General features: G+C 69.3%; 15 protein-coding genes. 4 read left to right on the plus strand and 11 right to left on the minus strand.

Going from position 1 to position 15,045, the window contains the following annotated elements; genetic code table 11:
- The first annotated feature begins 244 nt into the window (after positions 1–244).
- Entirely contained in the window at positions 245–769 is a 525-nt protein-coding gene (locus tag RTG05_RS15800; RefSeq protein WP_166525906.1) for a murein hydrolase activator EnvC family protein, read from the plus strand.
- 113 nt (positions 770–882) lie between these two features.
- Here RTG05_RS15800 and RTG05_RS15805 read toward each other — a convergent pair whose 3' ends face one another.
- The 11 genes from RTG05_RS15805 to RTG05_RS15855 form a co-directional block, all read right to left on the minus strand.
- A complete protein-coding gene (locus RTG05_RS15805; protein ID WP_166525907.1) occupies positions 883–1,392 on the minus strand; it encodes a hypothetical protein in 510 nt (169 codons plus the stop codon).
- A 396-nt stretch (positions 1,393–1,788) separates the two neighbouring features.
- On the minus strand, positions 1,789–2,271 hold the full coding sequence (locus tag RTG05_RS15810) for a Mov34/MPN/PAD-1 family protein (protein WP_208104609.1): 483 nt from the start codon (positions 2,269–2,271) through the stop codon (positions 1,789–1,791).
- Positions 2,256–3,551 carry a ThiF family adenylyltransferase gene (locus RTG05_RS15815; RefSeq protein WP_166525908.1) on the minus strand — a complete coding sequence of 432 codons (1,296 nt, stop codon included), beginning with the start codon at positions 3,549–3,551 and terminating at the stop codon, positions 2,256–2,258. Before RTG05_RS15815 ends, RTG05_RS15810 begins: the two co-directional genes overlap by 16 nt.
- Entirely contained in the window at positions 3,548–4,132 is a 585-nt protein-coding gene (locus RTG05_RS15820; RefSeq protein WP_166525909.1) for a ubiquitin-conjugating enzyme family protein, read from the minus strand. Before RTG05_RS15820 ends, RTG05_RS15815 begins: the two co-directional genes overlap by 4 nt.
- Positions 4,129–5,112 carry a nucleotidyltransferase gene (locus RTG05_RS15825; RefSeq protein ID WP_166525910.1) on the minus strand — a complete coding sequence of 328 codons (984 nt, stop codon included), beginning with the start codon at positions 5,110–5,112 and terminating at the stop codon, positions 4,129–4,131. The genes RTG05_RS15820 and RTG05_RS15825 overlap by 4 nt, the downstream gene beginning before the upstream one ends.
- Complete coding sequence (locus RTG05_RS15830) at positions 5,109–6,395, minus strand: TIR domain-containing protein (RefSeq protein WP_166525911.1); 1,287 nt, start codon at positions 6,393–6,395, stop codon at positions 5,109–5,111. The genes RTG05_RS15825 and RTG05_RS15830 overlap by 4 nt, the downstream gene beginning before the upstream one ends.
- Positions 6,396–6,572: 177 nt before the next feature.
- Complete coding sequence (locus RTG05_RS15835; protein ID WP_166525912.1) at positions 6,573–6,905, minus strand: hypothetical protein; 333 nt, start codon at positions 6,903–6,905, stop codon at positions 6,573–6,575.
- A gap of 185 nt (positions 6,906–7,090) precedes the next feature.
- Positions 7,091–7,663 carry a hypothetical protein gene (locus RTG05_RS15840; RefSeq protein ID WP_166525913.1) on the minus strand — a complete coding sequence of 191 codons (573 nt, stop codon included), beginning with the start codon at positions 7,661–7,663 and terminating at the stop codon, positions 7,091–7,093.
- A 275-nt stretch (positions 7,664–7,938) separates the two neighbouring features.
- Positions 7,939–8,937 carry a DUF2726 domain-containing protein gene (locus RTG05_RS15845; RefSeq protein WP_166525914.1) on the minus strand — a complete coding sequence of 333 codons (999 nt, stop codon included), beginning with the start codon at positions 8,935–8,937 and terminating at the stop codon, positions 7,939–7,941.
- Positions 8,938–9,135: 198 nt separating this feature from the next.
- Entirely contained in the window at positions 9,136–9,450 is a 315-nt protein-coding gene (locus RTG05_RS15850) for an arsenate reductase/protein-tyrosine-phosphatase family protein (RefSeq protein WP_315911948.1), read from the minus strand.
- A gap of 182 nt (positions 9,451–9,632) precedes the next feature.
- A complete protein-coding gene (locus RTG05_RS15855; protein ID WP_166525915.1) occupies positions 9,633–10,148 on the minus strand; it encodes a hypothetical protein in 516 nt (171 codons plus the stop codon).
- Positions 10,149–10,476: 328 nt separating this feature from the next.
- On the opposite strand from RTG05_RS15855, the gene RTG05_RS15860 reads away from it, so the two are divergent.
- Genes RTG05_RS15860 through RTG05_RS15870 form a run of 3 tightly spaced genes read left to right on the plus strand, consistent with a single transcriptional unit; the run spans position 10,477 to position 14,995 of the window.
- On the plus strand, positions 10,477–11,466 hold the full coding sequence (locus tag RTG05_RS15860) for a hypothetical protein (RefSeq protein ID WP_166525916.1): 990 nt from the start codon (positions 10,477–10,479) through the stop codon (positions 11,464–11,466).
- Positions 11,463–13,790, plus strand: a complete 2,328-nt coding sequence (locus tag RTG05_RS15865) for a transposase (protein WP_166525917.1) — start codon at positions 11,463–11,465, stop codon at positions 13,788–13,790. Before RTG05_RS15860 ends, RTG05_RS15865 begins: the two co-directional genes overlap by 4 nt.
- The gene (locus RTG05_RS15870; RefSeq protein ID WP_166525918.1) at positions 13,787–14,995 is read left to right on the plus strand and encodes an NB-ARC domain-containing protein; all 1,209 of its coding nucleotides are present in this window, start codon (positions 13,787–13,789) and stop codon (positions 14,993–14,995) included. The genes RTG05_RS15865 and RTG05_RS15870 overlap by 4 nt, the downstream gene beginning before the upstream one ends.
- Positions 14,996–15,045 lie beyond the last annotated feature (50 nt).

Consider the following 15,045-nt stretch of genomic DNA (forward strand, 5'->3'; position numbering starts at 1 on the left):
CGCGGGCACCGGGTGGCGCTCCGCCCTGGCGTCCCGAGCCGCCACGACCCCGCGGGCGGGGACCGGGGTGGCGGCCGTCCCGCTGCTGGCAGCGGGGTGGGGGACGCGCGAAGTCGACCCGTCGGGGACGGGCCGCAGCGGTGAGCATACGCCCCACCGGCGGCGGCCCTCCCCCGTGGCCGGGGCCGTCCACAGACCGCCGTCCGGCGCCCCGCGCCGTGCCGACGGGCAGCAGCCTGGCCGGGTGCGCCTCCGGGTCCTCGCTCCCCTGCTGCTGCTCGTCGTCCTGCTGTCGTCGGCCGGCGCAGCGGCGGTCGCCGCGCCCGCCGCCGTGCCCGACGTGCCCGCCGGTCTGTGGTCGCGGCCGGTGGACGGCGAGGTGACCCGCGCCTTCGACCCGCCGCCGGACCGCTACGGCCCCGGGCACCGCGGCGTGGACCTCGCCGGCTCCCCGGGGTCACCGGTGCGGGCCGCCGGGGACGGCGTCGTCGTCTTCGCCGGGATGGTGGCCGGGCGGCCGGTCGTCAGCGTCGAGCACGCCGCCGGCCTGCGGACGACGTACGAGCCGGTCGACCCGGTGGTGGGCGCCGGTCAGCCGGTCGGTCGGGGCACCGTGCTCGGGACGCTGGCCGCCGGCCACGTGGGGTGCCCGGTCGCGGCCTGCCTGCACTGGGGTCTGCGCCGCGGGGAGGACTACCTCGACCCGCTGTCCCTCCTCGAGCCGCCCGAGGTCCGGCTGCTGCCGATGGGGGCACCCCTCACCCGGTGACCCACGCGGGCGGGACGGGCGGAGACGCCGAGGGCCGGCACCGCCCCGGGTGGGAGCGGTGCCGGCCCTCGACGTCGGGTCCGGGCCAGGTGCCCGGACGCGGTGTCCCGCGGTCAGCGCCCGGCGTGGGCCGTCTGACCGTGGTCGAGGCTGCGGTGGTCGTCCCCCTCGATCTCCTTGGCGAACAGGCCGGCGCCGACCGACCAGACGATGCCGCCGACGAGGCCGATCCACGCACCGACCTCGGTCTCCAGGTCCGACCCGCGCTCGAAGGCGCCCGGCGCGTCGAGCAGGTAGGACAGGGACAGCAGGACGGCGGCGATGCCGACGGCCATGGTGGTGAGGGTCAGGCCGCGGTGCTGGTTGCGGCGGGCACGCTGCAGTGCGTACCCGAGGGCGACGGCCAGGCCGACGCCGAGGAACGCGGTGAACGCGATGACCGTGTCGGTCTCGTAGCCGCTCGCCGAGGTCGCGTCCTCGCCGCTGGTGGACACCCAGTCGAGGAGCACCGCGACCAGGAAGACCACGATGCCTGCGATGGCGACGTAGGCGCCGGTCGGCTGCGCGCGGTCGTCGTGGTGCGGCGCGTCAGCGCCGGAGTGGGGTCGTGCGTTGGCTGCCATGGTGCTGCGGTGCCCTCACCGGACCCGGGCAACCCGACATGTGACAAGGGCGACGCGCATTTCCCGGCACTCCGACGGCAGATCTGCACGAAGACGCACGTCGTTGCGGGGTGGGAGCGCCGGCGACGGACCGCGGCGACCGGCCTGTCGCGGTGCCGCCGTCGCCGTCGTCATGTGACTGGACTCCTTAGTGGAGCAGCGCAAGCCTCGCTGACCTGCGGTTTGGACAACGTCGTGCTCACCCTACGGACACCACAGTTGAGCAGGACCCGGGTCCCTGGACACCACAGTTGAGCAGGGCGCCTGGACACCACAGTTGAGCACCGATCACCCCCACCGACGCGGCTCCTCTCTTTGGTTGGAGCCCACGCGTCGATTGCGTCGAGGCACTGCGGCTTAGAGGCCGTCAATCGCCATGGTGACGCAGACGCCCTCACCCTCGGTGATCACCCAGGGGAAGATCGTTGGCTCCGGCGCAACAGGGATGACGATGAGTGCGAGGAAGGCCCTGAAGGTGAGGGCAGGATCGCGCAGCAGTGAAAGGTAGGTCGCAAGGTCGATTGGACTGGGATGAACCGGACCACGTGGATGGGTGTGCCATTCCCCCAACCACACGCTGCGATCGTTGGACCAGGCAGCGTCGGCAAGTGCCTGCGCATGGGAAGGGTCTCGCCGGAACGAGTCGCGGGTGCGGACGGCGGCGGGTCCGGGGTCGCCCGCGATGGTCACGGTCAATCGTCCGTCGGCGTACTGGTGCCCGAGGATGATTCCGCCCGTTTCTCGATCGTCCTGGGCGGCCTGGCTGGTTTCCCGGATTGTCTGGAGGGCGTGGCGGCTCAGGGAGACGGTGGATGGCGTCGGCGCTATGGAGTGCTGCACGTGATGCAGTCCGGTCGGGGCGGTGTGGCGGGGTGCCACTGCACCTGACCCGCTCGGCCGAGATCGAAAGGTGCTTCGAAGCCCGGTTGTGGCCGGAGCGCGACGATGGCCTGTTCACCGGGAAGCCGCTGCTCGTTGTGCCCTTGGCGTTGGAGGAGGCTGGCGACCGTGACCTTCGCGGCGAGGTCTCCCATGAGGTGGAGGTCGGGGCCTACGGCCGTCATTGGCCTGTGCGGGTCGCCGTCGCCGTATCCACGTTCCAGGGCGCGTTCGGGGTCCATTCGGCCTGTTCCGTAGAGATCCGCCCTGCGACAGAGGAGACAACCTTCGTCGGGTGCTCGACGAAGGCGTAGCACCTCCCCGAAGGCGCCGTCTTCGAGCACGCTGGTGAGGATGGCGTCTCGGCCTGCTCGGCGTGCGAGGTGGCTGACCACCCGACGAGGAGCGATGCCGTCGGCCGCGCACACGACGGCATCGACCTCTTGAAGCAACAGTCGCACGTGGTCCGCATCGCGTACCACGTCCTTGACGTGCGAGCGTGCGTCCAGACTGGGCCAGCGGGTGGTAAGCATGTCGCGAAGCGCATCGGTCTTGAAGCGGCCAATGTCTCCCTCCCCCAGGACGTGGCGAACGGTGTTGTGCCAGAGCAGCCGGTCGGGATCGAGCAGGTCGAGCTGTCCGACTCCGTAACCAGCCAGGCTGCTCGCTACCTCGCCGCCGATGCTGCCGACCCCGACCACGAGTACGGCCCTGGCGCTCAGTGCCTCGACCGGCCAGTGCCCGACGAGTTGGCCCAATCCGTACGCGCGGGGCTCGACAGCCAGATCGAATGGCTCGGCTCCCTCTCGGGTTACGCGCCAGGCGGCGAACTCGGGCAAGCGGTCCAAGTCCGGGTTGTCTGTGACACCCGGCGCGTGGGTGAGGACCAGAACGGCGTCATTGTGGGGGTGTGGCGCCGTGGGGATGAGGCGCCGGAACTGCTCCAGCGGCATGCAGTGGTCCGGCCGTGCCGACAGGCTGTAGTGCGCCCAGTGAGTTACGGCGTCCGCTCGATGCCAGGACGCTTCGTAGGCGCCCTCCTCAACGCGCCTATGCCGTTCCTGACCAGACGCGGTGCGGACCGGGAGCACGGCGCCGGACTTTCCTGCTTGGTACGCAGTGATGACAAAGAGGTCGTCGGAGGGTGCCCGGACCATGCCGAGGGTTCCCCAGGCTCCGGCGCTGGCGCGGATCTTGTCGGCCGCCTCGGCGGGCACGATGACGAGCGACCGTCTCGTCATCGGCCACCTCCCTCGTCGTCCTCCGGCTCGTCGTCGGTGGACGCCTCTGCCGGTTGCGCCTGAGCCAACGCCTCGGCTGCCTCCGCGATGAGATCGTCCAGGCTGTCGTCATAGACGATTCCGGCCATGGTCATGTCGGTGCGGACGCCGGACTTGAGCAGCGCGTACTCGATCCGCCATCCGGCGGCCTTGAGCAGTAGATCGATCACGCTGCTGTTCGGATCCCAGTCGGCCTGCGTCTGGAACAGGCACAGCGCCCGATTGCCGAGGACGTGCCAGCGGGTCTGAGTCAACTCCTCGAACAGCGGTTCCGGGTCGAGCGGCAGGACGTACGGACTGACCATCGGATAGGCCGCCGAGTAGGACAGTTGGATCTTCAGGCCCGTCCCATGGAGGAGGTCTGAAAGGTCAGGGGGTTCTGGTCGGTTGAACGGCCACATGGGGAGGACACCGAGCCAGTGGCCTTGCCCTTCGAGGGTCAGCGTGAGATTAGGGAATCGTGCCTCGATCTCTCGCTGATCTCTTGCCAGGCGGGTGGGTTCGACTTGCCACCAGGCGATGGCTTGGGTCAGGTCGGTCATCCCTGGTTGATGTCACGAACGGGCCGCTTGGGGATGTCGATCGGCACCCCACCTGGACCGCCCTCCGGCCCGCCGCCGCTACCGCCGCCGTTGGGTGGCTTGGGGAAGTCGGGGCCGAAGATGTCTCCCCAGAGCCGTACCGCGACATCGTGCTGATCCCAGCGCTCATGCTGGCGGGCGTTGGCTGCGATGTCCGCGGCTTCCTCTAGTGCGGTGCGCAGTGCGACCACGTCGAGGTCGGGCTGGATGGGCCCGCAAAGCCCCGCGGGGTCGCAGATGGGGTCATTGACGCGGACCGCGGCGGCGGCGAAGAACGCTGCGAGTGCGGCTGAACGCTCGCCGGTCTTGGGCAGGCACTCCAGGGCCAGGACCTCGATCAGCAGCGACTTGACGTGGGTGCCGGTGCGCCTGCGCCACCGCTTCAGCACGCGAACAAGCGGGGCGTAGATCCTGCCTTGGGCGTGGGCGTCGAGCGCCAGGTCGATGAGGTACCCGGGGTTCGTCCGGATCCAGCCATGGCTGTGGATCTCGGGAACGAGAAGGCTTCCATCGGGCTGACGGAGGGCGGGCATGGCATCGACCGTGAACGGGCTCTCCGCGTCAGGGTCGTCCAGGAAGCATTTGACGGCGTGGTCGCCGGGGCGAGCCAGTCGGACCTGGTTCGGCTTGTAGGAGCCGTATGTGCCGAGCAGGCCCCTCACACGGTCGCGGACGTAGTCGAGCGCGTCCTCCGCGGAGTCGCCGGGCTGGCCCCACTCAGGCTTCGTCTCCGGCTTGTAGATCAGGATGGTGTCGACATCCTTGATCGGATCGTGCTGGGTGCCTCGGGCCAACGACCCTGAGGCCCGGACCAACTTGATGTCGCCCTCGGTGCCGAACGCGTCCTTGAACAGATCGCGCCGAGCCTTGGCTTCGGCAACCTGAGCGGGGGGCGCGTTGACCGTGGTCTGGTAGATGTCGAACGCGGTGTTGACCTTCACGAGCCAGCCTTCATGTCGTCGTGGGCGAGCAGAACCTGCGTGATCGGCCCGTCGGCGTTGGTGGGGTTGACGACCAGGCTGGGCACATACCGGGGGCGAGCGTCGGGATCGTTGGCGCGCTGCTCGCTGTCCCATTCGTAGACCGTGACGTTCAACGTGTTGCACAACCGCCCGAGTAGAACGGCGATCGGGAAGGGGCAGTGCAGCAGCAGGTGAAGGTCCGCGTGGTCGTTCTCCGCGACAAGGGCTCGGAGGCGGCCAGCCACCTCCTCGATGAGCCGAGCCGAGGATGCCGGGTCGAGGGTGCCTTCGATGGCTGGAGTGATCGTTTCCCATGCGTCGAACTCGGCATGCCGTTCGTCGAGGAGACGGGCGTATGCGGCGTCCCCCGGGACGGGGACCAACCGGACATAGGCCAGGACGCGGCGCGCCTCACCCGTTGGCTTGATCGGGGATCGACCACGCTGAAGGATCTTGATGCTGGATGGAACTTCGACGGGTCGGCTGACGGTGCCGCAGGACCACAGGTCTCCGGCGGTTCCTTCGACGGTCACGGCGCCGACGAGAGTTGAGGGGAAGGCGCTCCCGAGCGCGAAGGCGACGCTGAGGTGCGCGCCGCCGGTGATCCGCAGACTGCGAGCACCTGTGCGTGCCAGCGCTTGTGGGAGCAGTGGCAGGGTCAAGTGGAGATCGCTGAGCCCGCCGGGGTCGGGAAGTCGACCGGCCTTGGGAGGTCGGATCCGGAGGCTGAGATCGGCCGCGTCTGGGCCGAAGGCATGGGGCACGGCACGTGTCTGAACGCTGAGGTGCAGCGAGCGCTCCGCCTCGCCGTTCCAACTCATGGCCAGACGCCCGGCGCGGAAGGTCAGCATCTCCCGGACGAGCCGAAGGAGTCCGGCGGGTTCATCGACGGGGTACTGCTTGATGCCGGAGAGCGTTCCCCGTGGCTTGCCAAGCAGTCGGTCCGGGGCGTTGTAGTCGGTGCGGCCGTCACCGTCGCGGACCAGGTTGGCGATGCCGAAGGCGAAATCAGCGTCGAAGTTGAGGTCCAGAAGTGCCGGGGCTTCGACGTTGCGGACGATGGGACTTGCGCCGATCTCGGGCGTCACGACGAGAACGCCCCCGGAGAGACCCGCTTCCAGGGCTTCTTCAAGTCGGTGCTCGGTGGTTCCTGGGGAGAGGTCGCTGTCGTCCTGCCAGACGGGGATACCGGCCGCGCGGAGCAGCCACGCTGTCCGCGTCGCCGCCTCCGCACCGTCGCTTTGCCGGTAGGAGACGAACACGGGACCGCCCCGTCGAACCTTCTGCTGCTGCGCTGTCACTCTGCGTCCCCCGTGGCTCACCGTTACTCCACCCATACGGTATGCGGCCCTACCGACAGAACCGGGAGCGTGGAGCGATCAGTCGACGGGTGACGGCTGCGCCTCCGGTTCTGCCGTCGTTTCGTTGGGGAGCGCTCGTCACCAGCCGAGCGGGTCGGGGCCGGTCCCGGGCGGGAGGGCGGCTCCACGAGCGACCGTCAGGGCGCGGAGCACGGTTGCGAGCCACTCGTTGCCCAAGCGTTCCGCGACGACGCCCAGGAGCGTGGGGTGCTCGTGGCTGGACCAGAGGCTGGCCGTGATCTCCAGCAGGAGGTGCTCTTTGGCCGAGAACGTCTTATCCGCCAGCAGTCCGGCGAAGTTCGCCCTCTGCTGGCTTTCATCGAGGTGCTTCCACACCCGACGGTCCAGCGGGAAGACTTCCTGGGCGACGAGCAGGACAGCAGCGAACCTCGGGTCGCGCCTCGAACCCATGCCACCCTCTTTCGCCGGTGCTGGACGGTTGGCGAGTCATGGAGCGAACCGAGGCCGGATTGTCTGGAGCGGAGCCCCCGAGTCTCTAGCCCCGGACAGCGCAGATGCGACCAGTCGTCCCTTCGACCGCGGGCTGGTTGAGTCGCAGTCTATTGAACACATGTTCGAACACGGCGCCGACCGGGTCAACCCGCGAGGTGCTCATACATTCCGTCCGGTCGACTTGGGTCGTCCTCGCTCAGCGGCTCTCCGTCGGCACGCCAGTCCTCGCCAACGTGCGTGAGCACGGTGACGGATGCGGCGGCGGTGCGGAGCCTGCTGCTGACGTAGTTGCTGGTGAGCGTGGCCACATGCACCTCGGCGAAGTTGGCGATGCGCGCGAAGGCGTGGTCGTTGGTGGCCACGATGAACCGTTCGACCCCGCGCCTTTTCAGCCGTCGAGCCCGCTTGAGGAGAACGCCGTCGGCGCCGTTGGGGTCCCGGGATCCGCAGAGCACTCCGTCGGCGCCGTTGGGGTCCCGGGATCCGCAGAGCACTCGGATGCCGTGCGCCCGCAGGATGTCTCCGGCCAGCCGGAACGCTCGCCAGTTCGCGGACGCGAGCATCGGCGCTCCGTCCGGAACGAGGCCGCAGAGCGCTTGAGCCAGGGCGTCCAGATCAGCCAGCGGCACGGAGACGTTGTCCAGGTCCCAAAGCAGTGCAGCCGACGCGGTGGGCGGCTGCGGCTTCGCGACCGCGGCTGCGGCGGCTGTGGACATGTACGGACGATGCACCCGGCTGCCGACAGTTCTGGCTGGTCAGCCGCGCCTCGGCATGGGTGGTCGACGGCCAGCATTGAAACGTCGAGACCGCGCGGGTTCACGGTGGAGACGAGTCAGGCCGCTGTCGGAATGCCCAGGTCGACGAGGCTCCCGACGACGGAGGAGCGCGAGTTGCCAGTCGGGTGCATGGCCAGCGCGGCGACGGCGCAGCCGCGCCGGTTGTTCGATGTTGGACGAGCGCTACTCCCCACGCCTGGCCGTCCGGCGCGCGACTATCCCGCTCGCCGGGGGCGCAGGGCTCGATCAGCCCACAACTCGACCTCGCGGAGCGCGTTGTACTCGGCGAGCACCTTTCCCACCTCGTGGGCGCCACCGCCAGGCGGCCCCGCCTCCAGCCAGCCTCCACCGGCGAGGAACTCCTCGACTCGGCTTCCTGTGGGCTCTGGTCTGTTCGAGATGGGATAGGCGATGCGGGACTCCCAGACCCCAGTGCCCCGGAACACCGTCTCTGGCTCCTTGCGCGTGTCGCACAGGGTGCCGTCGAAGCGGTCGACCCGGACGGGGCAGATCCAGCGGCTATGGAAGCCCTGGACCTTGTAGTCCTGAATGGCGCCCATCCAGTCGAATCGAATGAGATACTCGACGCCTGCCATCGGCTCGCCCTGCTGGAGGTGGGTCACATACATGCCGAATCGGCGACGGAGCCTCTCGGCTCGCTGCCGGGTCGGCTCGTAGGGGTTCTCCAGTTCGAAGACCAGTTCCACGTCGAGGTCGGGGCGTTCGCCGAAGAGGAACATGCCAGCCTGACGGATCTCGTCGTCGGACATGGCGGCGATCTCGCGGTCCCGCTCGGCAAGGAGCCCCGGCATGGTCTTCTCGTAGGCCAGCCAGCGCTGGACGTGCCAATCGAGGATGGCCTGCTTCTCGTTGGCGTTCAGGTGGGTGTCGTCGATACGCAGAAGCGGAAGCCCTGCGGACAGGCAGATCCTGTTCTTCCGGATGTCCCGGCGACGCTGCTGAGCCGTCTGGTGGGTCGGGCCGTCGAACTCGAAGGCCCAAAGCGCCTTGCGGTGGCTCTCCTTATGGATGGTCAGATCGAAGTGGGCGTCGCGCAGAAACCGGATGTCTTCGCGATCGTCGTCCTCATCCGGCGAAATCACGTCCTCCAGACGCGTATGGGCGTTCACCCAGTACGGGGTCCCTTCCAGAGCCCGACCCAGGATTCTTCGCGCCCGCGCTTCGGAGGAGTTCTCGAAGTCCTTCAGTTGCACGGCGCCGATCCCTTCAGTCCCCGCCCCGGGCGATCCCGGCCTGCCACGGATGCTGCCAGTCGCGGCCGACAAACCCGGACCGAATCAGCACCCACGCGCCATGGCCCGTCGTCTGCATCCGCCGACGCTCCGCGGGGTAATCAGTTACTCGGACGGCCGCCTCGCCGGACGGCGAGGCGGCCATCCCAAGTCGAGCAGTCAGGCGGTTGCGGGCTCCAGTTCGGCGAGGAGGACCTGGACGCGGCGGTCGATCTCGTCGCGGATCGGGCGGACCTCTTCGACGGGCTTGCCCGCGGGGCCGTCCAACTGCCAGTCCAGGTATCGCTTGCCGGGGAAGATCGGGCAGGCGTCGCCGCAGCCCATGGTGATGACCACGTCGGAGGACTCGATAGCCTCGGTGGTCAGCGGCTTGGGGTACTCCCGGGATAGGTCCAGGACGAGTTCGTCCATGACCTGCACGACCGCCGGGTTGATCGAGTCGGCGGGCGCGGATCCTGCGGAGAGGACCTGCACCCGCCCTTGATCCCCGCCGATGTCGCCGCCGAGGGTTCAGGCCGGGCCAAGGCATCCGCCTGCTGCTGAAGGCAGCAGTGCCGCAAAGGGTCCGGCTCAGGTTCACTGAGCCGGACCCTCGCCACGGGTCGGACGACCGCCAGCCGCGACGCTTCGACCGAGGGTGAGACGTGCGGCGGCGCCTATTCCTGAGGCGCGGTAGACCGCGGTTGGCGATCCCGCTCGGGCATCCGCTGGTGGCTGGAGACGGGTCGTAGCCCGTAGTCGACGGCGAGGCTGAGGTCCTTGGCGACCAGCATGAGGTCGTCGATCCAACTGCCGACCGGCGGGTTGGGCATCCGATTGAACTCAGCGGTCGCACGTCCGAGCGCGGCCAGGAGCCGGTCGGTCTTGCCCACGATGGTGTCCACGACCTCGGCCCGGACCCCCACGACCGGCGGCCGGTCCTGGCCACGGCGGGACTGCTGAATCTGGGTGTTGCGCTCGGTGCGGTGCTGGAGACAGAACGCGGCGCGGGCGTGGGTGGAGATCGTGGTGTCGCAGCACCGGCACCAGTTCGTGCCATCAGACGCACGGCGCCCGCGCACGTCACCGTCGGGGAAGAGGACGGGCACGTCCTCCATCGCACAGGCGGGCTCTTCCGGCCGTGAGGCGGCGGAGGTGACCCGATCGAGGGGAACACCCTCCGGCAGCGGCACGAGCGGCCTCCCTGTCATTCGTGACGGTCACGAGAGCATCCGTGACCGTCACGGATGCGGCGGCGTATCCCGCCGGACGGACCGTCAATGCAGCCCTGACCTGCGGCGATGCACTCCGGAGCCGAACCGTCCTTGACGCAGGGTATGCGCGGTCCTCGTCATTCGTGACGAGCCCACGCCGCGAGCCGTCCGGCTTCGGTGATCGTGGAAGCGTCGGCCGACCCCCGGCTCGGGTGCCGCGAAGGCTCAACCCGACGGCCTATCCCGCCGTTGACCTGCTGGTTCCCGGTCGACGTTGTGTCGGTGGCCCGTTCTAGCGTCTAGCGAGTTGATCGAACACACGTTCGAAAGGAGAGACCACGTGACTTCGGCGCCCCTTGTCGACGCCCTTCCGTTCAGGACCGGGCTGTCGCTACGCGATCTTCAGCGCACACCGGTCGACGACCTGGAAACCCTGCTCGGTGTCCGGTTGCTGCCGCCGGTGCTCCGCTACGACCCTGACCGGGACCGGCCGTCCCTGTCCTCTCACGACGCGGCCTGGCTGGACCTCTGCGAGACGACTACGGCTCACCATCCGCACGCCCCAGCGCTGGCGACCGGCTGGCCGGACCGCTGGTCGGTCACCTACCGCAACGACGAAGGCGAGCACGCCGAGAGCGTTCGCGAGGTCGACCCGGTCGACCTCATCGACGCCGACCCGATGCGCAACTCCACCTGGCACGCCCACAGCCGCGCCCGCGCCGGGCTGCACCACATGTCCTCCACCGACCGGCTGCATTGGCACGAGTCGCTGTTCGAGCGGGAACTGCTGGTCGCTCTCGACTTCGACAAGGGCCTCGATGACGTGACCAGCCAGCCGTTCACCCTGACCTGGCACGACGGCACCGCATGGAAGAAGCACACGCCGGACTTCGCGGCGGTCATCCACGGCGAGATGTGGATCATCAACGTCCGGCCCGCCCCACTCGTCAAGCCCCAACTGCTCGCCAACGCCGCAGCCACCCGCGCCGTCTGCGCGCTGCGGGGCTGGCAGGAAGCCCTCGTCGTCGGCTACGCCCAGCCCGCGCTCACCGTGCTCAAGACCATCGGCGCCGCACGCCGGACAGCCGACCCGTACACGCTCGGCGACCAGATGCTCGACCTGCTCGACCAGCAGGGACCGACCCGGTTCGGTGACCTCGTCGCCGCCACCGAGGCGCCCTTGCTGGCCCGGGCAGTGCTTCAGCGGCTGATCTGGGACCGCGAGGCCACCGTCGACCTCAATCGCCTGCTCACCGACGAGACCACGGTCTCCCTGACGCCAGAGGTGGACGCGTGAGCGTCCGGCTGGCCCGCGGCATCCGGGTAAGCGTCGATGCCCGCGAGTGGCTGATCACCCAGGTGAACCACGAGAAGGGCTTCCTGCGTCTCGCCGACGACCAAGGGGAGCAGACCACCATGGGCCTCGACGAGTTCGTCAGTCACCCACACGTCGAGGAGGTCACCACCAAAACCGCCGCGACGGTCATGGACGCGGCGGTGGCGCGGCTGGACGCCCGAGCGAAGGAGGTCCTCGCCAAGCGGATCGCCCACGTCTACGAGGCCGAGACCGGCTACCGCTCCGGCACGCCGGACGTGGCACTGCCGCACGAACCGCGCCCGGAGTACGACCCGGCCACGACCACGCTCATGCAGCGCCGGGAGGCCAAGGCCCGCGAGTTGGACAACGAGCACGCCGCCGACGCCGGAACCAAGATGTCGGTCGCGACGATCCGCCGGATCTCCAAGTCGCTGAACTCCGGCTGCGCGCTCGACGGCGCGGTTGACCGGCGGCACGTGCGCCGCTCACCCGGCCGCATCTCCATCAACGAGCAGGTCGCCGCCGCGTGCGAAGAGGTGTTCGAGAAGACCCGCGAGGAATCCAACCGCACCCACGCCGCCCGCTACCTGCTGGTCCAGCAGTACCTGCGGGAGGTGTTCGACTACAGCAAGGACGACGAGCGGATCCCGTGCGAGAAGACGATCCGTCGCTGGTTCCAGGATCGCTTCATCCCGAGCGAGTTGAACGGCAAGGCTCGCACCCGCCGCAGCGCCACCTCAGCACCGTCTGGCGGCTTCTCCCGCGCCAACCCCACCCGGCCCGGCGAACTGGTCTGCATCGACACGTGCAGCCTCGACGTGCTGCTGGAAGGCACCGCGTACGCGGGCGCAATCCGCGGCGTCATGGTCATGGCCATCGACTGGTACTCCCGCTCGATCGTCGCCATCCGCGTACTGGAGGGCTCCGAGCAGGCCATCGACGTGACCTTCGTCCTGCGCGAGATCGGTCGGCCCAAGCCAATGCGGCCCGGCTGGGGCGATGAGAACCGCTGGCCGTTCGTCGGCCTGCCCGAGCAGATCCTCACCGACACCTTCGGCGGCACGGCGTACTCCGGGATGCCGTTCGTCAACGCCGAGGCCGTGGTCACCGACCACGGCAACACCTACAAGGCGCACATCAACGTGGCCGCCGCGACCCAGCAGGGCATCGACATCCTGCCCGCCCGGGTCCGCACTGGCTCGGACAAGCAGGTCGTCGAGCGCGCGTTCGGCTCGTTCCGGACGATGCTGCTCCAGTACCTGTCCGGCTACCGCGGCACCGACGCCTCCGAGCGCGGCTCCAACGTGGACGCTCAGGTCAAGTACGACGCCCAGGACATCGAGGACCTTGCGTCCTGGTGGGCGGTGCGCATCTGGCAGAACCACGAGTTGTCCGATGCCCGGCCCGACTGGTGCCCCGAGGGCACGTTCAGCCCGAACACCCTCTACGAGTACGGGCTCGCCCAGACCGGCGTGGCGCTGCGGGCGATGAGCAGCAACGACTACTACGCGCTGCTGCCCACGGTGCACGTCCGGGTCCGCAGCCGCGGCGTGAAGGTCCGCGGCCTGTACTACGACGGTGAAGCCCTCAACGACCCCACCGTGCGCAACGAGCCATCCCCGTACGGCGGTCGCCACAAGAACTTGTGGACCGTCCGGTATGACCAGCGGGATCTGCGGCGGGTGTTCTTCCTTGACCGGAACGGCGTCTACCAGCCGCTGACCTGGGTGGGCGCGAGTCGGCACACCCCGTGCTTCAACGACCGGCACGCCGCCGCCCTCACCTCACTGCGGACCAAGCGCGGCATCAGCGTGCTGGACCAGGAGGCTCTGGCCGAGATCCTGCTCACCGAGATCCTCGCGGTGCACGAGCCGGTCGCTGACTGGCCGACCCTGTCCGGCACGGCTCGCAAGGCGATCCGGGACCGCAGCCGCCTTCAGCGGCAGGAGCAGATGGTCGAGCGGGACCAGGCCGCCTCCGGGGTGGTCCGGTTCGCCGACTCCTTCGACGACTCCGACGAACCGGAAGAGTCGCTGAAGCCGACGCGGCAGCCAGCACGGCCGGTCTCGCCGGTCACCGCGCTGGACACCGCCCGCGCCCGCAAGAACGCCACCCAGGTCCCGCCGGAAGAGCAGGACGGCGTGCAGGCCGCACCTCGCCTCGGCAGCGGCATGAAGGCGATGTTCGGGTTCGACGCCGCCGCCCTTCAGGCCGCCCGCGATGCCGCCCAGAACGCGGCCGAGACCGGCAGCGACCCCAATGACGATCCGAGGGTGACCGACGAAGGAGACGAGGAAGCGTGACCAGGACCGTGCCCGCACCGCCCGACGAGTGGTCCGCCGACCCGCCGCCCCGCCAGGAGATCACGACCCTGGACGGCTGGCAGCACTACGTCGAGCACCGCGAGGACTATCGGGCGCCCGCGCTGTTGACTCGGGCCGACTACGACCGGCTGCCCGAGGGGCACCGGGGCCTGTACGACATGGCCCGCGAGACGGCGATCGGGAACCTGCCCCGCCACGAGACCCCGATGGGCCAGGCTCTGATGAACAAGATCGCGCTCACCCTGCGGGCGAACACCGTCAACACCGCGCCAGGCGTGCGCCCAGGCATGTTCGTATCCGCGGACGCCGGACTTGGGAAGAGCACGCTCGTCTGCGAGATCGCCGCCAGGTTCGACGAGGCCCAGCGCCAGCGGGCGCAGTTCTTTCCCAGCATCGCCGGAAACCGCGACCGCTGGGTTCCGGTCGCGTGGCTGAGCATCGGTTCGGAGGTGACGATCAACGGCTTGTGCCGCGACCTTCTCGGCTTCTACGGCGAGGTCCCGCCCAAGCGCGCCTACGGGCCGGAACTCACCGCCCGCGTCCGGAAGGTCATGGTCGACTGCGGAACGCTCCTGCTGGTCCTCGACGACATCACCCGGCTAAAGATGCATCGGGAGGCCGACCAGAACGCCGCCGACTTCATTCGCTCGTTGATGGAGACCGGTGCCACCATCCTCGGGATCGGCGTCGACATCCCAGGCTCCGGCCTGCTCAACGAGGGTCAGGCGAGCACGCGGCGCCGCCGTCTCCTCACGCAGACCCGTGCGCGGTTCACCGTCCACAGCCTGGGCTCCTTCACCGACGAGACCGGCGACGCCTACACCCGGTGGCTTTCCCACCTGAAGGCCGTCGAGGAAGACCTGCCGCTGCTGGACAAGGCCCCCGGCATGCTCACCGACGGCGACACCCCGGCCTACCTGCTGCGTCGCACCCGCGGCGTCGTCGGAACCCTGACTCGCCTAATGACCGAGGCATCCCTCGCGGTCCTCGGTCAGCGCCCCACCGGGCCTGGCACCGGCGAGTACCTCACCCGCGAGATCCTCGACTACATCACTCTCGATGACGCAGCCGAGAATCAGGGCCTGGCCGAACCGACCGAACTGAGCCCGCGGGCGAGCGCCCGCCGGACTCGCCCCCGTAACGGCGCCTTCAACGGGAGGCGCGCCCGCGACGGTGCCGCTTGACGGCCGTTGTGACGGACGCGGCGCCGCGTCCGCTGCCGCGCAGCCTCGCC

The sequence above is a fragment of the Geodermatophilus sp. DSM 44513 genome (assembly GCF_032460525.1).
GTDB lineage: Bacteria > Actinomycetota > Actinomycetes > Mycobacteriales > Geodermatophilaceae > Geodermatophilus.